This window comes from Trichocoleus sp. FACHB-591 (assembly GCF_014695845.1).
In the GTDB taxonomy this organism is placed as follows: Bacteria; Cyanobacteriota; Cyanobacteriia; order FACHB-46; family FACHB-46; genus Trichocoleus.
Genome location: NZ_JACJPA010000119.1, coordinates 16,982 through 38,256, shown reverse-complemented (window position 1 = coordinate 38,256; position 21,275 = coordinate 16,982). Strand labels below are relative to the sequence as shown.

Annotated in this window: 16 protein-coding genes; 11 read left to right on the top strand and 5 right to left on the bottom strand. The window is 49.6% G+C overall.

Annotation, left to right across the window (positions count from 1 at the left end):
* Positions 1 to 79 precede the first annotated feature (79 nt).
* The 3 genes from fraC to H6F90_RS27135 are packed head-to-tail and all read left to right on the top strand — an operon-like array spanning position 80 to position 2,570.
* On the top strand, positions 80 to 631 hold the full coding sequence (fraC, locus tag H6F90_RS27145) for a filament integrity protein FraC (protein WP_190434462.1): 552 nt from the start codon (positions 80 to 82) through the stop codon (positions 629 to 631).
* Positions 618 to 1,760, top strand: a complete 1,143-nt coding sequence (locus tag H6F90_RS27140; RefSeq protein ID WP_190555132.1) for a DUF5357 family protein — start codon at positions 618 to 620, stop codon at positions 1,758 to 1,760. The genes fraC and H6F90_RS27140 overlap by 14 nt, the downstream gene beginning before the upstream one ends.
* A gap of 36 nt (positions 1,761 to 1,796) precedes the next feature.
* Positions 1,797 to 2,570 (top strand): ABC transporter permease subunit, encoded by a 774-nt coding sequence (locus tag H6F90_RS27135; protein WP_190434456.1) that lies wholly within the window; start codon positions 1,797 to 1,799, stop codon positions 2,568 to 2,570.
* An 8-nt stretch (positions 2,571 to 2,578) separates the two neighbouring features.
* Here the strand turns inward: H6F90_RS27135 and dacB are convergent, their stop codons facing one another.
* Positions 2,579 to 4,123: a D-alanyl-D-alanine carboxypeptidase/D-alanyl-D-alanine-endopeptidase gene (gene dacB / locus H6F90_RS27130; RefSeq protein WP_199296215.1), complete on the bottom strand. Its 1,545-nt coding sequence runs from the start codon at positions 4,121 to 4,123 to the stop codon at positions 2,579 to 2,581.
* A 192-nt stretch (positions 4,124 to 4,315) separates the two neighbouring features.
* On the opposite strand from dacB, the gene H6F90_RS27125 reads away from it, so the two are divergent.
* Together H6F90_RS27125 and H6F90_RS27120 are read left to right on the top strand one after the other, a co-directional pair.
* Positions 4,316 to 4,963 (top strand): hypothetical protein, encoded by a 648-nt coding sequence (locus tag H6F90_RS27125; protein ID WP_199296214.1) that lies wholly within the window; start codon positions 4,316 to 4,318, stop codon positions 4,961 to 4,963.
* 46 nt (positions 4,964 to 5,009) lie between these two features.
* Complete coding sequence (locus tag H6F90_RS27120) at positions 5,010 to 5,579, top strand: hypothetical protein (protein WP_190555131.1); 570 nt, start codon at positions 5,010 to 5,012, stop codon at positions 5,577 to 5,579.
* Between the two features lie 80 nt (positions 5,580 to 5,659).
* Here the strand turns inward: H6F90_RS27120 and ilvB are convergent, their stop codons facing one another.
* From ilvB to H6F90_RS27105, 3 genes are all read right to left on the bottom strand, one after another.
* Positions 5,660 to 7,495 carry a biosynthetic-type acetolactate synthase large subunit gene (ilvB, locus tag H6F90_RS27115; RefSeq protein ID WP_190555130.1) on the bottom strand — a complete coding sequence of 612 codons (1,836 nt, stop codon included), beginning with the start codon at positions 7,493 to 7,495 and terminating at the stop codon, positions 5,660 to 5,662.
* Positions 7,496 to 7,713: 218 nt separating this feature from the next.
* Positions 7,714 to 8,964, bottom strand: a complete 1,251-nt coding sequence (locus H6F90_RS27110; protein WP_190555129.1) for an MFS transporter — start codon at positions 8,962 to 8,964, stop codon at positions 7,714 to 7,716.
* A gap of 205 nt (positions 8,965 to 9,169) precedes the next feature.
* A complete protein-coding gene (locus H6F90_RS27105; RefSeq protein ID WP_190555128.1) occupies positions 9,170 to 9,781 on the bottom strand; it encodes a hypothetical protein in 612 nt (203 codons plus the stop codon).
* Positions 9,782 to 10,026: 245 nt separating this feature from the next.
* On the opposite strand from H6F90_RS27105, the gene H6F90_RS27100 reads away from it, so the two are divergent.
* The 5 genes from H6F90_RS27100 to H6F90_RS27080 all read left to right on the top strand — a co-directional run bounded on the left by H6F90_RS27100 (position 10,027) and on the right by H6F90_RS27080 (position 18,045).
* Positions 10,027 to 10,407 (top strand): response regulator transcription factor, encoded by a 381-nt coding sequence (locus H6F90_RS27100; protein ID WP_190555127.1) that lies wholly within the window; start codon positions 10,027 to 10,029, stop codon positions 10,405 to 10,407.
* Complete coding sequence (locus H6F90_RS27095) at positions 10,404 to 11,018, top strand: chemotaxis protein CheC (RefSeq protein ID WP_190555126.1); 615 nt, start codon at positions 10,404 to 10,406, stop codon at positions 11,016 to 11,018. Before H6F90_RS27100 ends, H6F90_RS27095 begins: the two co-directional genes overlap by 4 nt.
* Entirely contained in the window at positions 11,015 to 15,589 is a 4,575-nt protein-coding gene (locus H6F90_RS27090) for a PAS domain S-box protein (RefSeq protein ID WP_190555125.1), read from the top strand. Before H6F90_RS27095 ends, H6F90_RS27090 begins: the two co-directional genes overlap by 4 nt.
* Positions 15,577 to 16,542 (top strand): diguanylate cyclase domain-containing protein, encoded by a 966-nt coding sequence (locus H6F90_RS27085; protein WP_370588108.1) that lies wholly within the window; start codon positions 15,577 to 15,579, stop codon positions 16,540 to 16,542. The genes H6F90_RS27090 and H6F90_RS27085 overlap by 13 nt, the downstream gene beginning before the upstream one ends.
* 312 nt (positions 16,543 to 16,854) lie before the next feature.
* Positions 16,855 to 18,045: a ferrochelatase gene (locus tag H6F90_RS27080; RefSeq protein ID WP_190555124.1), complete on the top strand. Its 1,191-nt coding sequence runs from the start codon at positions 16,855 to 16,857 to the stop codon at positions 18,043 to 18,045.
* Positions 18,046 to 18,173: 128 nt separating this feature from the next.
* Here the strand turns inward: H6F90_RS27080 and H6F90_RS27075 are convergent, their stop codons facing one another.
* The gene (locus H6F90_RS27075) at positions 18,174 to 18,839 is read right to left on the bottom strand and encodes an NADPH-dependent FMN reductase (protein ID WP_190555123.1); all 666 of its coding nucleotides are present in this window, start codon (positions 18,837 to 18,839) and stop codon (positions 18,174 to 18,176) included.
* Positions 18,840 to 19,268: 429 nt separating this feature from the next.
* On the opposite strand from H6F90_RS27075, the gene ftsH reads away from it, so the two are divergent.
* Positions 19,269 to 21,185 carry an ATP-dependent zinc metalloprotease FtsH gene (gene ftsH, locus H6F90_RS27070; RefSeq protein ID WP_190555122.1) on the top strand — a complete coding sequence of 639 codons (1,917 nt, stop codon included), beginning with the start codon at positions 19,269 to 19,271 and terminating at the stop codon, positions 21,183 to 21,185.
* Positions 21,186 to 21,275 lie beyond the last annotated feature (90 nt).

Sequence of the window (21,275 nt, the reverse complement as noted above, 5' to 3'; positions counted from 1 at the left end):
AATAAAATTCAGAGATTATGGGCTGGAAAAGTGGCTGAAAAAGCTAGCTTATGAAAACGCCTGTTGAGGAGGTAGACCCGTGTTTTCGTTTGTTTTGCCATTGCGGGCTATCTTATTTCAGCTACTCTTTTTGTTCATCGCGATCGCGATCGAGTCAGTAGTATTACAAGAGCGATTAAAGTTGAGCCGTAGAATTAGCCTGGAATATTCTGCTTCGATCAATCTCTTATCTACTGCTATTGGTTGGCTATTTTTCTTTACGCTGGAACCTGCTTTGCCGCTGGATTGGAAAGGCCCATTAATGAGCTATATCCTTTTTAATGCTCGTTCCACAAATACAAATACTCTGTTGATTATGGTTGGTTTATTTACCTTTTTTGGTACTTTTATTGTTGAGTTGCAAGGATTAGAACTGTTAGAAATATTGCTGCAAAGAAACAAGAAAGAAGAAGTAAGCACTCAAAAAATCCTTCGTTCTCGTGATAAGCTGCAACGTCGGGAGCTGAGCCTGGCTGCTACTAACCGAGCGACTACAATTTTATTAGCGAATGCTTGTAGCTACAGTGTTATTTTGTTGATCTTATTAGCGCGTGCATTCGACCTGAGCTTTAAAGCGAATGGACAAAGTTAAAGAAATTTTTGAGACGCTACAAAAGTTACTACTGCCGCCAAAAGCTTTTTCTTGGCAAACTTTGATTTTGCTAAGCATTTTTTCTTGTCTGATGGCAGCCTTGGCGGGTGATTTAGTTCGAGATTTGCTAGCCACTTGCGGCTGGATTTTTTTAATTTTTGGGGTAGGTTGGTTCACCACTGAGAACCCGATCCAGATCGGAGGTCTGTCCTTAGGGCCTTGGATTACAGGCATCTTAGTGAGTATTTTTTTGTTTGGTGAATGGCTAGATGAACGTCCTTCGCTATTGTTTATTAGTTGGCCCTTGATTTCAGCCGCGATCGCCTCTTTGGGGGAGTTTATCCAATCAGGCCCTCGGTTTAGGGCTCCCACACCAGCAGGACGTCAAAGACTCGTCATTCTTTTTCTAAGCAATTTAATTATTAGCTGTTGGTTTCAACTTTACTTTGTGATTCAAGGTTGGTTAGAAATCTACCCCAGCTTGTTAGCGAATGATTTTAATCAAAGTAATTTTGTCGTGCGTCTGGGGGTGCAAACAACCCAAGCTCCAACAGGTGTGATCATCCTAAATCAGGCAGAGGCTACGCTAAAAGCAGAACTGGAACCGCGTTCTTGGTCAGAGGTAGAGCGGTGGCTCTTAACGCTCAAGCAACAGCCAACCGAGTTTGAAAATGCTGTAATGCAACAACTGCCTGCCTCGGAAGAAAATGCTTTATGGCAATTGCAAGCGCAAATCTTGCCCGATCAACCAGATTACACCTTGCAGTTGCTCGCTCTCTGGCAAGGACCGAGTTCTGATCTCGCCAGTCACTATCTCACCAAAACCTGCCGCATCACTCAAGGAGAGAACCCACCTGCCACTGCTTCGCCCGCTCCTGAAACTGCTGTCTCTGCCTCGCCTAGCCCTGAAGCTGGTGTCTCTGCCCAGCCTGCCCCTTCAGCTTCAACGCCGGACAACGGTTCCCTAGCGCCCAGCAATGAGCAAAATTCTGTCAGTCCAGTTGCACCTATCTCTCCTACACCTGTGGCTCCTGAAGCGATACCGCAAACGACAAGCACTAGTAAGATTGAATGCGGATCTATTAGTCGGCCTACTTTAGTTCAACCAGGCCCAACTTTGCAATCCTAGGGTCTGCTTTGCAGGAATTGCTGAAGGAGTGAGAAGGTGAATCTCGGCAGAATCTTTACGATCGCCACCAATGTCTTTTGGGAAGTCATCCGCGATCGCATCCTATATTTGATCGGCTTCTTTGCCTTGCTGCTGATTATGGCGCTGCGATTGCTGCCAGAAGTTGCGGCAGGCACAGAAAACAAAATCTTGCTAGATGTTGGGTTGGCGGGGATTACAGCCCTGAGTTTGATCATTGCTGTGTTTGTGGGCACTGGCTTGGTTAACAAAGAAATTGAAAAACGCACTGTCTTGGTGCTAATTGCCAAGCCGATGAGTCGCGCTGAATTCATCATTGGCAAACACTTAGGCTTGTCCGCAGTTTTGGCTGTACTCCTGTCGCTCATGACTGCAATTTATCTGGGGGTGCTAACTTGGGCGCAGATTCAGTATCCGCTGGTCAGCATCTTGGTGGCGGTGCTTTATTTGTTTCTAGAGTTGTCTCTAATCACGGCAGCGGCAATTTTGTTCGGGGTGTTTACCAGTTCGCTGTTAGCCACCTTACTCACCTTCGCCGTTTACTTAGTAGGACATTTCAGCCGCGACTTGGTGACGCTAGGCAACTTAGCTTCTAGTCCCGATTTGCGCCGTCTCACCAAAGGCATCTACTTATTTCTACCTGATCTAGCTCGGCTCGACCTCAAGAACGAAGCAGTTTATGGAGTCTTGGCTGCTCCCAGAGAATTGTTGCTGAATGCAGGATACGGGCTGGTTTACACAGTGCTGCTGCTAGCGATCGCGATTTTGATTTTTACTCGACGGCAATTCTAACGCTCAGTCTAGAAACTGGAGTTACGACTACAGGAACGCAACCGAGTCAGGGTGAGCACAATCTCATCAATGGTTTGCCGTAGGGTTGAGGCAGGTTGATTCGAGTGATTGACAATAATGCTAAACACGAGTGGCGGATAATGAGGCGGATTGAGGTAGCCAGACAAAGCCGCAATGCCCGACAGTGTGCCCGTTTTCGCTTGGAGTCGTCCTTGGGCTGGGGTGTCTCGAAAGCGGCTTTGTAAGGTGCCACTCACGCCTGCCACTGGTAGTGAGGCGCGATAAATATTCGCTTCTGGTAACTGGGCGATCGCTTGTAAGGTTTGCACTAAAGCAGCGGGACTGGCTAAGTTATGGCGAGACAATCCTGAGCCATCCGCCAAAACATAGCTATCCGGTTCCACTCCAAGTTTAGTTAAAGTTTGCTGGACGACTGCTAAACCTTGCTCCGCCGTTGATAAATTAGCTGCTTGCTTTAAAGAAGCTCCAGCATGTGCTCCTAAGGACCGTAGAATTGCCTCGGCGTAGAGATTGTTGCTCTCTCGATTGGTTTCAATCAGCAGGGTTGATAACGGGGGAGAGGCGGTCGCCGCAATTTCTGTGCCTGTTGTGGTAGCAGGTGTGTGGGTGACTAAAGTTTGCCCAACGCGAATTTGTTGAGCTGCTAAAGTCCGCTGGAATCGGCGCAAAAAATTCTGACTGGGGTCTGCGATCGCTACTGCTACAGGTTCCGGTGGTCCACCTACCCGCAGTTGTCCTTGTACTTGTAGCAATGGCTGGCTCAAATCCCGCCCTACCTCTACAAACTCATCTTCTGTGTCTCCGACGGTTACTGATTGGTTGTCGATGCGCCAACGTCTCGCCTCTGCTGGATCATCCCACCGCACTCGCAACGGCTGACCCACTGCTTGCGGCCACAACTGGAGCCCGACTGCGTTTTGATTTAGGATTAAGCTGTTGACGGGTGCGCCGTACCCCGCTTGGATGTCGCCCCATTCCCATTCCGGGTTAGGCACGGGACCACGAAAATAGGATTCGTCCCCAAGCAACTGATCAACCGCTTGAATGCCTTGACGACGTAATTGCTGCGCCAGAATACTGAGTTCCTGGTCTGTCAAACTAGGATCGCCGCGTCCAACAATGCGTAGATTTACCTTCCCTTGGCTCTTAACCTGGTATACCAAGGTGCGAATGCGGAACTGTGGCCTTAATTGATGCAGAGCAGCCGCAGTGGTCAACAACTTGGCATTAGAAGCAGGCAAAAAGTAGCGATCGCTGTCCTGGGCATACAAAGTTTTCCCTGGAGCGCTCGCCGAGGCCAAGGTTTGAACCAGGATGCCCCAGCGGGCGCGCGCAAAGGCGGAACGATTTGTAGAGGAAACGCTTTGGAGGATTTGGGCGATCGCGGAGTCTAATTGAGTAGGGCAAATTGGCGCAGGTGTAGCATTACCTGGAGTTGCTAATCCAGCTTTTGGTTGTACTCCCACCCCCACCGTTCCTAGTGCAAAAAAACATAGCAATGAGGCGATCGACTTACGGAGAGTGATAGGCATATTGCCAGCTTGACTAGGAGAAGTAAGTTTTAAGTGGAGATGAAGAGAGTATAAAAGGATTGACAAGATTCGGAGGGACCGCAAGAGGAGATCACGGAATGAATAGCTTTCCCTTACAATAGCCTCATCTTGATCCGAACTCAGTACACGCAAATCTCATTGTAATACAAGGCTATCTCAGTAATGCTACTTATGAAAACCCGTGGCCGAGAAAGTGAAAAACCACTTGTGCGCTCAGATGCTCAGCGGCAAAGCTCCACCGGCAGTTCGTCATCCAAGTTGGCGCTCCTCTTCTCTTTACTAGCATTAGCATTGAGCGGTTTTGCTGCCTATCAAGTGTGGCAACTCCAGCAAGCAGCTAAGCCTGCCGATACCACTCAGACCCAGACAAAGCCTGAAGCTGCAAAGGATAAGTCACCAACTGCAACTGCTAGTTCACCCAGCGCTGTGCCAACCGAGGCAGGCAAATTGGTTCAGCCAGGACTCGACAACAAAGCCGAAGTGACTTTGCTATCAGCGGAACGCATTCAAGATCCAGATACTGGCAATTCTGATGTTGTCAATGTCAAATTACGGATTCGTCGTCTTGCTGAGAACGTCAGCGCCTACGACTTCATCAATGTAGGAGGTGCTACTGCTCAAGATTCAGGTAGTGATATCGCCACCTATGAACCTGTGGATGCCATCAGAAAGTCAACAGGGCCAATTTCTTTAGAGGGGATTCGCAAAGGCGCATCGGTGGATGCTTATGTCTGGCTGCGCGTACCAGAAGCAGTTAAGACCTTAAATATCCGCGTACCGGAAACTGAACTGTTTCAAGCAGTCAAAGTTGCGAAATAACGCCTTCGGTAGATGACCCGCAGTAGAAGGGTGCAGCAGTAATAGGTTGTGTACTCAATTGAGTACAGCCAACCTCTCAAATAGTTCCGATGCAAATCAGTCTACGAATCAAGACGCTCTATCAAGTAATTCGGTGCCTGGGCCAGGAAATGCAGCATCTACAACCCTTGCCTCTGGAACTGCCGCTCCCGCTAATTCAGTCGCATTTTCCACGTCTAGTCCCAATCCTCAAATCCAACCGGGACAATTTGTCCAACCTGCCTTAGATACCAAGGCCAAGGTAGAGTTGTTGACAGTTAAGTGCATTAAAGATCCAGAAACAGGCAATCGAGATGTCGTGAATGTGCAGATGCGCGTTCGGAGAGCGACATCAGGGGATGTTAAGGGCAGTGATGTCATCTCTGTAAATGGCCCGAATGCCCGGAATCCAGATACCAGTGAGACTTATGAAGCGGTGAGTCTCGATCGCTCGACTGGCAGTATTTCGTTATTTCAATTGCGTCCCTCTGCGTCAGTCGATGCTTATGTTTGGCTCCGCATTCCTGAAGGAGGCAACGCGATCGATGTTTTCATTCCTGAAACGGCAGCTTTTGAAGATGTGCCGATCGCGAATTAACCATTGAATATAAAGGGACAGGCACAGAAAAAGGGCAGGTATTGTGCCTGCCCCTTACCAGTTATAATTGTTCTGCTGAGTTACAGCTTGGTGCCACACTCTGGGCAGAAGTTGTTGGTAGAGATGTTTTTCGCACCGCAGCTATTACAGTAAATCAGCTCTGCTGCCTTTTCTAGCTTGTCACGCTCTGGCAAACCAATCATCTGGGCATTGCTCTTGCCAGGAGCCACCATTGGGTAGCAGTTCTCATCTCGCTTCACCCGAGCTTCTACGAGTACGGGACCGTCATGGGCTAGCATTTCGGCGATCGCATCTTGCAGCTCCTCGCGGGAATGGATCACCATGCCTTTAATACCAAAGGCATCTGCTAGCTTCACAAAATCAGGCATGCCAACTTCCATGTTGGAGGAAGAGTAGCGTTCGCCGTAGAAAGCTTCCTGCCATTGCCGCACCATGCCCTGCCAACCATTGTTGAGGATGACAGTTTTGACGTTGATGCCGTATTGAGCCAAGGTGGCTAGCTCTTGGAGATTCATTTGGAAGCTAGCGTCACCGCTGATACAAATCACCTGTTCATCTGGTAAAGCAACTTTAGCCCCCATTGCCGCAGGCAAGCCAAAGCCCATAGTTCCTAGGCCAGCGCTGGAAATCCAACGACGGGGGCCGTTCTTGAGAAACTGGGCTGACCACATTTGGTGTTGGCCTACATCAGTGGTGTAGTAAGCAGCAGGCGCTTGACGGCTGAGTTCTACAATGACTTCCTGTGGAGCTAAGCTGCCCGGATACTGAGGCACTACGAGTGGATAATCTTCTCGCCAGCGGTTAATCCGCTCTAGCCAAGCTTGGGTTTGAGTGGAGTAGCGGCTATCTCCGTCTTCGGTGCTGCGTTGTAATAAGTCCGTCAACACTTGTCGAACATCACCCACAATGGGAACTTGAGGCGCTCGGTTCTTGCCGACTTCAGCAGGGTCGATGTCAATGTGAATGACTTTAGCGTGGGAGGCAAATTCGTCTAGTTTGCCAGTCACACGGTCATCAAATCTAGCCCCAACTGCAATCAGCAAATCACACTCGGTGACAGAAAAGTTGGCGTAGGCTGTCCCATGCATACCCAACATGCCGAGGGCCAAGGGGTGAGTCTCTTCAAATGAGCCCTTGCCCATTAAGGTTGTGGTGACGGGAATTTGGAAGCGCTCTGCTAGCTCACGAACTTCCCTATGCGCTCCAGCCGCGATCGCGCCGCCTCCGATGTAAAGCAGGGGTTGCCGAGATTCTCGAATTAGCTTGAGTGCTTGTACAACCTGGCGCGGGTTGCCTCTAACTGTGGGGCGATAGCCCGCTAGCTTAACGCTGCTAGGGTCAACGGGTACATAGTCAAATTCTTCTAAGGCTACATCCTTAGGTACGTCAATCAAGACAGGACCAGGACGACCAGAACTGGCAATGTAAAACGCTTCAGCCGTAATCCGAGCCATGTCTCTAGGATCGCGCACTACATAGGAGTGCTTGACGATGGGTAGCGTAATGCCCCAAATATCGGTTTCTTGGAAAGCATCACTGCCGATCGCAGCTCGTGCGACTTGCCCAGTCACCACAACTAAGGGAATGGAATCCATGTGAGCCGTGGCAATGCCAGTCACTAGATTGGTGGCACCGGGGCCAGATGTGGCGAAGCAAACGCCAACTTCACCTGTAGCCCGCGCATAACCGTCAGCCGCATGAGCTGCTCCCTGTTCATGCCTGACCAGAATGTGGTGAATGCCGCCAGCCGCCTCAGCGCGGTACAGCTCATCATAAATTGGCAGAATCGCGCCACCGGGATAACCAAAAATGTGTTTAACGCCGTGACGTTTCAAACTATCAATTAATGCGAAAGCACCAGACGCACGCTTGACCGCTACACTCTGCAACTGCACAGGAAGACCTCTCGACCGCTATAGGTTAAGGTGGATGACTTTTGTATCTAATGATGCATTCAAGACTAAGACTTCAGTTTAGATCCCAATCCTGATCCCTGTCGATAGATAAGTCTCAACAGTTTCTAGATTGGCTGAACATAGATCAAACCTACACCTGATAAAGGGTAGAGGTGTAGCTGCTGTCAGGAACTGATGACAGTCCTAGTCCGATGCGATTAGATCACATCTTGCAGAACTCGGCGGGTGTTTTGCCAAGCCCAAATTCCTACCATACTAACTAAAATGCTCATGCCTAGGAGCACCGCTCGCAAACCAATTGCATCGGTGAGCGGCCCCGCGATCGCGAGTGGTAGGCTCAACGCGATGTTAACGACATTATTTTGAAAGCCAAACACTTTGCCCCGCATGGACTCTGGCGTTTGTTGATGAATTAGAGTTTGCATGGGTACGCCAATCATCGAAGCACCCACGCCCAAGAAGGCACTTAAACTCAAACCGATCCATAGGTTAGTGGTAAAGGTAAACATACTCAGGGCAAAAGCCATACACAAGAACCCAATCAGGGGTAGGGGTTTGTGATGGAAGCGATCGCCCCAATGACCTAGCACTCCTGCCCCAAAGACCATACCAATCCCTGCTGCGGCTAGCAGAAAACCAAATTGATTGGGTTTGAGGCCAATATCTTCTACCAAGTTAATGGCGAGAACCGTTAGGGCAGCAAAGACAGAATACAAAATAGTGAGTTGGAGCAAAGCATTACTCACCAGTCGCTCTTTCTTGAGGTAACGCAGCCCTGCTTTGAAGTCATGCCAAGGATGAACCGCTACCAAGTGATCGCTGACATGCTTTTCTCGAATTGGGATGAGCCACAAGACGGCTCCCGCAATCAGATAAAGCCCCCCCACCAAAATCTCCTGGCCGAAGTCACCCCCAACTCTCGCCAAGCTCAACAACGGTTCACCCACGGCAAATCCAATAATTAATGACCCCAGCATCGTCGTTGTAAACAATGCATTGGCGGTCATTAATCCTTCTTTTTCCACCAAGAGCGGAATGGCTGCCTGTTCTGCGGGCGCAAAAAACTGAGTCAGCACTGATTCGGCGAAGGTGATGATCAGGAGAATCAGAAACGCCTTGGGCAAGAGCGGGATAAGCAAGGTGAGCAGGCCACGGCTGACATTGCAGATAGTAAGAATGTGCTTTTTAGGAAAGCGATCGACAAAGATGCCAGCCGCAGAACCAAACAGAATGGCAGGCAACGTGAAGGCGACCATCAGCACTGATCGCATCGAGTTTTCTAGCCCTGGTATGGGTTTGTAATCTACCAGTAAGGTAATCAGCAGCACGAAAAAAACTTTATCCGCGACTTGCGAGAGTAATTGCCCCATCCACAACGCCAAAAATGCTCGATTTTTGATCAAGCTGCGAAATCCACTCTCAAGAGGGGGCGGGCTGACTGGAAGCATAAAGCGAAGTTGTAAAGTCCAGGGATTCTACCTCCACTAGTGTGCGCTTTGCTAGCTCTAAGTGACCAGTTGCTGAGCAACTTTTTCGCTTGAGGCTATTGGGCGAGTGCTAGAGGAAAAAACAAAGAAAAAGAATTAGCAAGCTAATGACTGAGAGCCTAACTTAACGGCGGTTTTCAGGAGCAAGGTTTTTAGCTGGTTATGTTTAGCTTACAAAGAGACCTGATTCTCCATAGCGCTGTAGTAGGACAGTTAGAAAAATGGCTGCGGTAGTTGCAGTTGGTGATTGCTGAGTTGCATTTTCTACAGGCACCCACCATCCCTGAACGGTTTGCGGCGATCGCCAAAGCTCTAAATGATCAATGGCTGGCTCGGCATAAAAACTATCTGCTCCAGCACCCAACAAAGCAGAACTCCAATGGGTAAAGTAATCGTGACTGACTCGGTGAATGGGAAAGTCTCCGTATAAGGGTACACCCCAACCATCCAAGGCGATCAAGGCTTTTACTTGACCCCCCAACTGTTGCCAAGCCCAAGCTGCACCCATAGCCCCTGCCACACCTGCACTAAAACTCAGAAACACCAAGCCCGTTTGAGCAGAGCTTAGCTGATGCTGACGAAATGTTTCTTGGAGAAACTGCACGATATGAAATGCAGAATAGGCTGGATAACATTGTGCCGGAAAAATGAATAAATTTTCCGATTGATTTGTGTAATCAGCGGCCAATAAGTTTGGTGTAGAACGCAATGGCAACCCCTGGAGAAAACTTTGAGTCAGCTCTAAGTTGTGTACACCAGGACAAATAAGAATGCTCATAAATTTAGACTCACTAACAGCTAACTCTGCTATTTCAAGGTTGTCTCAGCGCATTTTGGTTGCCACCTCAAGCTGTGCGATCGCCCGTTAATTCCCGGCCCTAATCGCCTCCTCATCAGTCTCTGATGACCTAGTGACTCTCAGGGGAATATTAGAGGCAAATGTAGATCAGGCATAGATTCAGGCCAGCGAAGGCAAAGCTGGGCCAGAGCACCAGTCTGCTAACTAACCACTAGGGCAAAGAAATGGCTTTGATTCTTATCGTCGAAGATGCGTGGTTTACCCGCAGACTCATTAGTAAAACTTTGCAGGCCGCAGGTCACACCACAGTAGAAGCTAGCTGTGGTCGAGAAGGACTGGAGAAAGCTCTCACTCATGCTCCTGACTGTATTTTGCTAGATCTGTTGATGCCTGACCTAGATGGTCGTGAAGTGCTGCAAAAGCTGCGAGACCAGGAAAGCCGGATGCCTGCGATTGTCCTGACTGCGGATATTCAGTCGAGTTCTCGGCAGCAATGCTTAGATTTAGGAGCGATCGCTGTCCTGGGCAAGCCCCCCAACCCCCAAGAGTTAGCCGCCGCCATTGACCAAGCGATCGCCGCCAAGGTAGGAGGAATCACTCCATGATGCCAACGGTCTATGAGCTAGACGCTTTGCAAGAGCTAGTCAATATTGGTGTCGGACGCGCCGCTAGCATTCTGAATGAAATGGTTGGCTCCCATGTCCATCTGCAAATCCCCTATACAAAGTTAATCTCATCTACCGAAGTCCAACGAGATTTGGAACAACAGCTAGGCGTAGCACCGATCTCAGCGGTACGGTTAGGCTTCAATGGTTCCTTTGCAGGTGTGGCTCAGCTCGTGTTTCCAACCGATAGTGCCTCCAAACTAGTTGCAGTTTTAACTCGCGAGGAATTTGACTTATACGACTTGGATGCTGTCAAGATTGGCACTTTAAGCGAAGTCGGCAACATTGTAATCAATGGAGTGATGGGGTCGATTAGCAATGTCCTCCAGCAACATCTCAACTACTCGCTACCCATTTATTTAGAAGATACAGTTGGCAATCTCTTAACTTCCCACGACTTCGAGATTGCCAGCGCTACCGTTCTGATTGCCAAAGCTCGCTTCACTATCGAACAACTCCTAATTGCTGGAGACATCATCTTAATTTTCAAGTTGGGCGCTCTCGACACACTGCTCACAGCTCTAAATCTTGGCTTGGAAGAATCAGCATGAATGAAGCCCAACTGATTGCAGAAAAGTTTGGTTTACTAGACCAGATTCCGATGGGGGTCTGTGTGTTGCAGCAAGACTTCAGCGTAGTCTTCTGGAACAGCTGCTTAGAAAACTGGACCAAATTATCTAGAAATCAGTTACGAGGTCAAAACCTAACTGAGGTGTTTCCGCACCTACAGGCGTCGCAGTATGTGAGCCGTTTGCAACAAGTTTTTGAGAATGGCACTCCTACCGTCTTTTCGGCCCAGCTTCATCAATTTTTAATTCCATCTTGCTTACCCAGTGGCCAATGTCGAGTGCAGCATACTGTTGTGACGGCGATTCCTGCGGTTGATGGCAATGGCTTTTATGCCCTGCTCTCAATTCAAGACGTCACAGACCTTAATTCCCAAATTCAAAATTATAGGCAAGCGCAACAACTAGCGCAGCAAGAGATTCAGGAACGTCAACGAGCAGAGGCCGCCTTGCAAGAAGCGCATGACGTTCTAGAGCAGCGGGTACAGCAGCGTACGGCGTCCCTCTTACAGGCAAACATGCAACTGCAGCGCGAAATTCAGGAGCGGCACCGAGCGGAAGCGGACCTGAGGCGCAGTGAGGAGCGCTATCGTTCCTTGGTAGTTGCCACGGCTCAGGTCGTGTGGACCACAGACGCCGCTGGCCAAGCCACGGCAGATTCTCCTCTGTGGCGGGCTCTTACCGGACAAAATGAGACAGAATTCAAAGGATTAGGATGGCTGGAAGTCGTGCATCCTGAAGACCAAGAGCGCATCAAACGAATTTGGCTGGAGGCAGTTCGGACGAATTCACCTTATGCCGCTGAATATCGGGTCCGCGACAGAGAGGGTTGCTACCGTCACTTTGCGCTGCGGGGAGTTCCCGTCCTAAAGAGAAATGGCACGGTCCGAGAATGGATTGGCACTTGTACAGATATCGACGAACGTGTGCGGGCTGAAAACGATCGCAGCCAAGCAGAAGCTGCTTTGCAACAGGCCCACGACGAGTTGGAGCAGCGAGTAGCCGCACGGACGGCTGAACTAGCTCAAGCCAATACAGAACTGCTCATTGAGATTGTTGAGCGCAAGCAAGTAGAAGCCGCTCTACAAAAAGAGCAAACGTTTCTCAAGATTCTGCTGGACAACGTGGAATCAGGGATTGTGGCTTGTGATGCAGCGGGAAGCTTAACCCTGTTTAACCGGGCGGTGCAAAGCTTTCATTGTTTAGACGTGCAGTTAATGCCGCTAGAGGACTGGGCGGCTTACTACGGGTTACATCGGCCTGACGGAAAAACTTTGATGCCGATCGAGGAAGTCCCCCTCTTCCGAGCTTTGCAAAACGAAAAGGTCCGCAATGTAGAAATGGTGATTGTGCCTCCAGGAGGGCAACGCCGCACCGTGTTAGCGAGCGGACAGGCGATCGCCGATCCTCAGGGCAAAAAGCTGGGGGCTGTGGTCGTTTTACACGACATTACCGAGCAAAAGCAAGCCGAGCAAGAACTAGCGCGATCGCTCTCTCTGCTGCAAGCCACCTTGGAATCTACCGCAGATGGCATTTTGGTCGTAGACCGAGACGAGAATATGGTGATTTGGAATGGCAAGTTTGCCGAAATGTGGCACGCTCCTGACCCCATTCTGTCTGCCCGGAGCGATCGCCAGTTTGTCGCCTACGCTCAGACTCGCGTTAAAGATCCAACCAACTTCCTAGCTCAGGTGTACAACTCTTACGAGTATCCAGATACAGCTAGCTGCCATGTGATTGAGCTAAACGATGGCAGAAGCTTTGAGCGTTATGCACAGCCGCAAAAGATTGCTGGTGAAACGGTCGGTACAGTTATTAACTACCGAGACATCACTCAACGCCAGCAAGCAGAATCAGCATTGCAACAGCAAATCTATCGAGCTGATCTGCTCAAACAAATTACTCAAGAAATTCGCCAAAGCTTAAACTCACAAGATATTTTTCGGACCACAGCCACTCAGGTAGGCCAAGCTTTTGGGGCAAATCGCTGTGTGATTCGTGCTTACTTAGCAGGGGCAACTCCCCAACTGCCTTGCGTCGCTGAATATTTAGAACCAGGCTATGCCTCGACCCAAATCGTCAAAGTGCCTCTGGTCAGCCAAGCTTATGCGGAAAAGCTGCTAGCTCAAGACCAAGCGATCGCTGTACCGAATGTTTATGTCAGCCATCTCTTTCAAGCGGCTGTTGCTAACTGTGCTCAGGTCAATCTCCAGTCGATTTTAGCTATTCGCACTTCTTATCAAGGAGCCCCCAACGGCACCATTGCGCTCCATCAATGTGATCAGTTTCGCCAGTGGGCACCCGATGAAATTGAACTCCTAGAAGCCGTAGCCACCCAAGTCGGGATTGCCTTAGCGCAAGCTGCCTTACTGGAGCAAGAAACTCTGCAACGAGAACGGCTAACTCAACAAAACTTGGCTCTAGAACAAGCGCGGCGGGCTGCCGAAGCTGCCAACCAAGCTAAGAGTGAGTTTTTGGCCACCATGAGCCACGAAATTCGCACGCCCATGAATGCTGTGATTGGCATGACTGAGTTGTTGTTAGACACACCGCTAAATTCTCAGCAGCGGGACTTTGCGACCACGATTTGTAGCAGTAGTGAAACCTTGCTCACGCTGATCAACGACATCTTAGACTTTTCCAAAATTGAGTCAGGCAAGCTGGAACTAGAGCAACACCCGTTTGAGTTGCAAGCTTGCGTAGAGGAATCGTTGGATCTTTTGGCATCTCAGGCTGTGGAGAAGGGCTTGGAGTTGACTTATCTGATTCAGCCAGAAACACCAAGCCAAATTATGGGAGATGTGACTCGCGTGCGTCAGATTTTGGTGAATCTGCTGAGCAACGCCATCAAATTTACTCAAACGGGGACGATCGAGTTATTAGTCACGGCTCGAAAGATGCAGAGGCAGGCAGGCAATAAATTTCTGATCTCTGGCGATCGCTTAGAGGCAAGAAGAGAGAGCAGAAATTTATTGCCTGAACTCGCCTCCAACTCATTTTACGAAGTGCAATTCTCGGTCAAGGATACAGGCATCGGCATTCCAGCGCAGCGGATGCACCGTTTGTTTCAGGCTTTTAGTCAAATCGATTCCTCCACTACCCGCCAATATGGTGGCACTGGTTTAGGTCTAGCCATTAGCGATCGCCTCAGCCAAATGATGGGAGGCTGCATGTGGGTGGAGAGCCAAGGCCAGGTGGCAGGTAATCCCTCTCCTTCTTGGCTGTCTGTTCACGCATCTAAGGCGGGTTCAGGCTCTACCTTTTACTTCACCATCCTGGCGCAAGTCGTTGCTTTCACAGCAGCGCTGAACGAGCCTGATTCTACATCTCCATTAGCGAGCCGATTCGCTGGGAAACGGCTGTTAATTGTGGATGATCACGTGGTTAACTGCGCTTTGGTCGTGGGGCAAGCTCAAGCTTGGGGGATGACAGTACGAACTGCAGCATCAGGGGACGCAGCGCTCACACGGCTACATCAAGGTGAGCAGTTTGATCTGGTGCTACTAGATGTTCAGTTGCCAGAGATGCAAAATTTAGCCTTGTTTAAGGCAATTCGGCAGCAGCCCGGATGTCGGCAGTTGCCGATCGCCTTCCTCGCACCAATGGGATGGTCCATAGCTAGCCCGGAAGTAAATGCTGCACCTTCGACCGTGTTGCTGTCCAAACCAATCAAACAAGCCCAGCTGTATGAAGTAGTCACCAAACTTCTAAGCGAACCAGTGCTGCCTCAAACCGTTGCTTCCATGAATCTAGCTACTTCGGATATCTCACCAGAATTACCTCAATTGCGGATTTTGCTCGCGGAGGACCACACCGTGAATCAGAAGGTGGCCTTGCTGCTGCTGAAGCGCTTAGGCTACACAGCCGACATCGCCGCAAATGGTTTGGAGGTGCTAGAGGCATTGCGTCGTCAGGCTTATGATGTGATCCTAATGGATATCCAAATGCCTCAGATGGATGGGTTGGAGACAACTCGTTGCATTTGTCAGGAATGGTTGCCTCATCAACGTCCTCGGATCATTGCAGTGACTGCCAATGCGATACAGGGCGATCGCGAGATGTGCTTAGAGGTAGGAATGGACGACTACATCAGCAAGCCAATCAAAGTTGAGGAATTGTCTACTGCTTTGCTGAGATGTGAGCTGAAGATGAGTCCCAGCGATCGCCCGCCCCAGATAAACCAAGTAGAACATAATTCTGCGGCTGTTGATGCTCAAGTCATGCAGTCTTTCCGCAAGATGGTAGGTGAGGATGCAGGGGGCATCTTGGTGGAACTTATTGGTAGCTATCTCCAAGAAACTCCCAAGCTGATCCAAAGCATGCAGCTAGCAAGCGTCCAGGGTGATCTAGCGTTGTTGCGTTTACTGACTCACACTCTAAAATCAAGTAGCGCTACCCTAGGAGCTATCAGGCTTGCTGCCTTGTGTAAAGAGCTGGAAAGCAACTGTCAGGAGATGGCATCGATGAATTGGGTCGCCCAGGTCGCTTTAGTAGAGAAGGAGTTCACCGAGGTTAAAGCAGCCCTAGAACTGGAGCGGCAACGGTGTCTGATATAAGCACGATCTTGGATCAGCGAGACTCTCCATTGGTGCTAGTCGTGGATGACGATGTCTTCATGCGGCTACAGTTACGTCGAGCGATGGAGCAAGAAGGCTACCAGGTCGTAGAAGCCCCAAACGGAGAGCAAGGGCTAGAAGACTACAAACATCTGCATCCTGATATCGTCCTCTTGGATGCACTCATGCCGATCATGGACGGTTTTACCTTTTGCGCCAAGCTGCAAGCTCTTCCTAGCGGCGATCGCACTCCGATTTTGATGATTACCGGATTAGAAGATGAAGAATCAGTCGCCCAAGCTTTTGCCGCCGGAGCTACTGACTACGTCACCAAGCCGATCCATTGGGCCGTGTTGCGTCAAAGGGTGAAGCGCTTAATTCAACAAAGCCAACTGCATCGCCAGCTAGAATCAGCCAATCAGGTACTACAGCGTCTGGCCTTAGTAGATGGGCTAACTCAACTAGCGAACCGTCGCTGCTTCGATCAGCACCTCTATCAATCCTGGCAACGTCTGGCTAGAGAGCGGGTGGCCCTCACCTTGATTTTGTGTGACATTGACTGCTTCAAAGCCTACAACGATACCTATGGCCATCAAGCGGGAGATGACTGCTTGCAGCAAATTGCTAAAACCATTAGTAGTTGTGCCAGGCGTCCTGCTGACCTCGCAGCTCGCTATGGCGGCGAAGAATTTGCTTTGATTTTGCCTTCTACGGAATCTAGGGGCGGGGTTAAAGTCGCCCAGGATATTCAATACAAAGTCAAAGTGCTCCAACTTCCCCACAATAGTTCTCAAGCCAGTCATTGCGTGACGCTCAGCTTAGGCATTGCAACAGTTGTGCCCCAATTTGATTCAAATCCCTCAGCCTTAGTTACCCTGGCCGATAAAGCGCTGTATCAAGCGAAGGCCGCAGGACGAAATCAATACTGCACTTTCCAAACAAGCCTCTACTAAGCTTGAGGTGACTACTATTGGTGATGAACCATTTGTGATCAACCCGTTTGGTCAGCGATCGCCCAGAAAAAATATTTCTTCGGAAAGAAGATTTGATAGCTAGGATTCGCTATTAATAGCGGTGTTGTCTGCAAGATACACAGCGTGGGTAGTGTCCCTCATCGGAGCGATCGCCGTTATAAAACATTTTTTAATTCCATCCCCCCGGAGGGGATGTTAGCCTAGGGAGACTAGGACGTGCTTGAAGTAGAGCTTTTAAGCCGCTGCTGATGCGTCAGTGATCAACTAAAGTGCAAGGTCGAGGAACAAATAGTGGTTGCAACTCCCGAAAAACAGCAACAGCAAACTCCAACTTCATCTGTCCCGCAAGATCGAGTTGCTGTCTTGTTGATGGGTTATGGCGAAGTCGAAAGCTACGAAGATTTTGCGAACTACAACGAGCAAGCTCTTAACTTACTCACCGCTAAGTTCGCCCCAGTTCCCACTTGGATTTATCCTCCCCTGGCCAAACTACTTGCAGTTTTTGATCTGCACGAGTGGGGACACCAGCACGACAACTTTATTTCGCCGCACAATGCCATTTTTGAGCAGCAGCGAGCTGGGATTGAAAAAAACTTACAAGCAAGATGGGGCGATCGCGTCCAAGTTTTCAAAGCCTTTAACTTCTGTGCGCCATTTTTGCCAGAACAGGTGTTAGCCGAGATTAAAACTCAAGGCTTCGACAAAATTCTGATTTACCCGCTGCTCGTTGTCGATTCCATCTTCACCAGCGGCATTGCTGTGGAGCAAGTGAATAACGCCCTCACCAAGTTAGTAGATAGCACTGAGCATTGGGTCAAGGGTCAGCGCTATATTCCCTCCTTCTACAGCGAACCGGAATATATTGATCTGCTGGCTAATTTGGTCGAGGACAAAATCAAAGCGGATTTGGCTGTAGCTCATCTCCCCTCCCAAACGGGCATCATTTTGATGAACCACGGCTGCCCGCACAAAGCCAAGGGCTTCACCTCTGGGATTGAAGAAAGCGAAGCACTTTACAACCGAGTTCGTGAGAAGTTGATTTATCGTTACCCCCTCATTTCTCCGGGGTGGTTAAATCATCAAACTCCTTTGATTGAGTGGACGCAGCCTAATGCCGAACTAGCTGCCAAAAACTTGATGGATTTAGGGGCAACCGCTTTAGTCTTTATGCCGATTGGCTTTGCGACTGAAAACCATGAAACTCTTTTGGACGTAGACCACATCATTCACGGTCTCCGTCGCCGCCGACCTGACGTGACCTATGTGCAGATGGAATGTGTCAATGCCCAGCCTGAGTTTTTGCAGATGGCAGCAGATTGGGCTAATCCCCAAATCGAAGCGTTGTTGGCAGAGCAGGCTCTGGTAGTAAACCCAAGTCTAGCCAAGGCTCAGGCGCAACATACCCATGATCACCATCATCATGGCCATCACGATCACTCTCATGGCAACGAGCATCATCACGATCACGGACACCATCACTAGAAAACAAGTGCGGCAAGATCTCTAGCGATCGCTGCCAAAAAGTCTATTGATAACAAGAAAGGGGGTACGAACCCCCTTTCTGCTGTGATCTTAGTTGGAAAGATTTGCCAAAGCTAATGAGGCAACTTTTAAGAACGGGTGCTAGTTGCGGTACCTTCTTTGTTGCCATTATTCGTGCTGTCAGTATTAGTGCTGCCAGTAGTTAAAACACCTGCTTGAGCTACGAGCACGTCCTGAGCAGAAGCCACAGAGACGCCGCGCAGCTTACAAGTGTTCTCGACTAAGCTGCGAGCGAATTGGTCGAAACGTTCAGATAGTTTTTCGTCTCGTAGTTGACCGTTTGGGTCAAAGGCACTCCAAGCTTGTCCGATCGCAACTTGTTCTGGAATTACCCAAGCGTGGACCCAACGCATGATGACGCGCAAGTCATTTAGGGCGTTGCTGTTAGACTGGCCGCCGAGCACACTAATTAATCCAGTCACTTTGTCAGAGAGCTGCTCAAAGCTCAGCAAGTCCAAAGCATTTTTGAGCACACCGCTGAGGCTGCCGTGATACTCCGGTGTGGACAAGATCATGCCATCTGCTTGCTTAACGGTTTGGCGCAACCGAGCTACGTCTGGGTAGTCCAAATACTCGTCTTGTCCCCCACGGCAAAAAGGCAGGTTCAAGCTGCGGAGGTCGATGACTTCTACTTCGGCACCGAGCGATCGCAATCGCTCTGCTGCCACATGCAGTGCTTGGTAGCTATGAGCATCAGCGCGTAGACTACCACCAATCCCAACAAATCTAACCATAGGTCTAGCCCTCCTAAAGAAATTCCGTGCAAGCTTGAAATAACTGCTAAAGCTTCAGCCGGAAACCAAGTCTGAATGAAACGCACAGATTTGGTGAGCTGAGAATTGGCTCGAAAAGTAACCTAAAAATGTCTTATTGAAAAACGGAGTCATTACGACTACAATTAGCTTAACTAAGAAAGTTACATTTTGTCAAATTTATATGTTTTCCTTAGGGGAAATTAGAGATCAGCTTTCTTGAGGATGGTTGCGACAGATAGCTATCAACTAGATCAAGACCTGAATCAACAGAGTTATTACTCAAAGTCCTGAAGTCCAGGATTAGGAAAGTTAAACTAGATAAGAGATTTCCTAACTTCTACTGTCAAGCTGAGTTTTGCAGCTACTCAGAGGAGTTAGGTTCAGGCGGGAGGCAAAAGGCAATCCAGTATGAAAAGTTTCCGCAAGGCACTGACAAATAATCGCTTGATGAGGAGTTCTGCCGTTACTGGGGCAATCACAGCCAGTTGGTTTTTACTCCAAACTGCGTTGTTAACGACCCCAGGGCTAGCTCAAGCAGGCCGCAACTCCCTCACTTATGGTGAGCTCTTGCGGAAAATTGATGCAGGTCAAGTATCACGGGTTGAGGTTGATCCAACCCAAAATGTTGCGAGAGTCCGGTTGGCAGGAGAGAAAAAGACGGACGCGATGCAGGAAGTACCTCTGCTGGAGCAGAATCCTGAGTTGATTGAGCGCATCCGGGCCAATGATGTAGATTTTGAGGTTCAACCATCTCCTGATAACAGTACAGCCGTTGGCTTGCTAGCAAATCTGCTGTTGATTTTTCTCTTGATTGCGGGTTTGTTGATTATTCTGCGGCGATCGACTAACGCCCCAGGTCAGGCGATGAACTTTGGCAAGTCGCGGGCTCGGTTTCAAATGGAAGCCAAAACAGGCGTCATGTTCGATGACGTGGCTGGGATTGAGGAAGCTAAAGAAGAACTGCAAGAAGTTGTGACTTTCCTCAAGAAGCCAGAACGCTTTACCGCTATTGGAGCGCGCATCCCTAAAGGGGTGTTGCTAGTGGGTCCTCCAGGCACGGGTAAAACTCTGTTGGCTAAGGCGATCGCAGGGGAAGCGGGTGTACCTTTCTTCAGCATCTCTGGCTCTGAGTTTGTCGAGATGTTTGTGGGTGTCGGCGCTTCTCGCGTCCGTGACCTGTTCAAGAAAGCGAAAGAAAGTGCGCCTTGCATCATCTTCATTGATGAGATTGATGCGGTGGGTCGGCAACGAGGGGCAGGCATTGGTGGTGGGAATGATGAGCGGGAGCAAACCCTCAACCAGTTACTCACCGAGATGGATGGCTTCGAAGGCAACAATGGCATCATCATTATTGCGGCAACTAACCGTCCTGATGTCTTGGATTCTGCGCTGTTGCGTCCCGGTCGCTTCGACCGCCAAATTACAGTAGACTTGCCTAGCTACAAAGGTCGCTTGGGGATTCTAGAAGTTCATGCTCGCAATAAGAAGCTAGCGCCAGACATCTCTTTGGATGCGATCGCCCAAAGAACGCCTGGTTTTTCAGGCGCTGATCTAGCCAACTTATTGAACGAAGCCGCTATCTTGACCGCCCGACGGCGCAAAGACGCAGTTACACCTCTAGAAGTCGATGATGCGATCGATCGCGTCACCATTGGCTTAACTCTCACCCCGTTACTTGACAGCAAGAAGAAGCGCCTGATTGCCTATCACGAAGTGGGTCACGCCCTCCTGATGACGCTGCTAGAGAAAACTGACCCTCTAGACAAAGTGACGATTATCCCTCGCTCTGGTGGGATTGGTGGATTCGCCAAACCTCTACCCAACGAGGAAACCATTGATGATGGTTTGTACAGCCGCGCTTGGTTGCTCGATCGGATCACCGTTTTCTTGGGTGGCCGTGCAGCGGAAGAAGAAGTGTTTGGCTATCACGAGGTGACAAAAGGTGCTTCGGGAGATATCCGAGCCGTGGCTGACTACGCACGAGAAATGGTGACTCGCTACGGTATGTCTGACTTAGGGCCATTTGCGCTTGAAAGCCAAAGCAGCGAAGTGTTCCTGGGGCGAGATCTGATGAATCGTTCAACTGAATACTCTGAGGAAGTTGCTACTAAAATCGATCACCAAGTCCGAGCGATTGTCTTCCAGTGCCATGAGAGAGCCCGTACCTTGCTGAGGGAAAATCGGGCTTTGATGGATCGACTGGTGGATACGTTACTAGATCAAGAAACGGTTGAAGGCGATCAATTCCGCCAGATTGTGGCTGAATACACCCAAGTGCCTAGCAAGCATCAGCCAGCGGCTCCTAGCGAAGTCAGCAGCATCTAGCTGGTAATACTTGTTACGCGAGCATCTTGCTCGTGCAAACAGGCTACCACCTGTTTTCGCCCCAAAATTGAGCCATAAAAAAGAGAGAAC

Excerpts from the sequence above, each read along its gene's own strand:
- H6F90_RS27140 (WP_190555132.1), top strand. The coding sequence starts at position 618 with ATGGACAAAGTTAAAGAAATTTTTGAGACGCTACAAAAGTTACTACTG.
- dacB (WP_199296215.1), bottom strand. The coding sequence starts at position 4,123 with ATGCCTATCACTCTCCGTAAGTCGATCGCCTCATTGCTATGTTTTTTT.
- H6F90_RS27125 (WP_199296214.1), top strand. The coding sequence starts at position 4,316 with ATGAAAACCCGTGGCCGAGAAAGTGAAAAACCACTTGTGCGCTCAGAT.
- H6F90_RS27110 (WP_190555129.1), bottom strand. The coding sequence starts at position 8,964 with ATGCTTCCAGTCAGCCCGCCCCCTCTTGAGAGTGGATTTCGCAGCTTG.
- H6F90_RS27105 (WP_190555128.1), bottom strand. The coding sequence starts at position 9,781 with ATGAGCATTCTTATTTGTCCTGGTGTACACAACTTAGAGCTGACTCAA.
- H6F90_RS27100 (WP_190555127.1), top strand. The coding sequence starts at position 10,027 with ATGGCTTTGATTCTTATCGTCGAAGATGCGTGGTTTACCCGCAGACTC.
- H6F90_RS27095 (WP_190555126.1), top strand. The coding sequence starts at position 10,404 with ATGATGCCAACGGTCTATGAGCTAGACGCTTTGCAAGAGCTAGTCAAT.
- H6F90_RS27090 (WP_190555125.1), top strand. The coding sequence starts at position 11,015 with ATGAATGAAGCCCAACTGATTGCAGAAAAGTTTGGTTTACTAGACCAG.
- H6F90_RS27075 (WP_190555123.1), bottom strand. The coding sequence starts at position 18,839 with ATGGTTAGATTTGTTGGGATTGGTGGTAGTCTACGCGCTGATGCTCAT.
- ftsH (WP_190555122.1), top strand. The coding sequence starts at position 19,269 with ATGAAAAGTTTCCGCAAGGCACTGACAAATAATCGCTTGATGAGGAGT.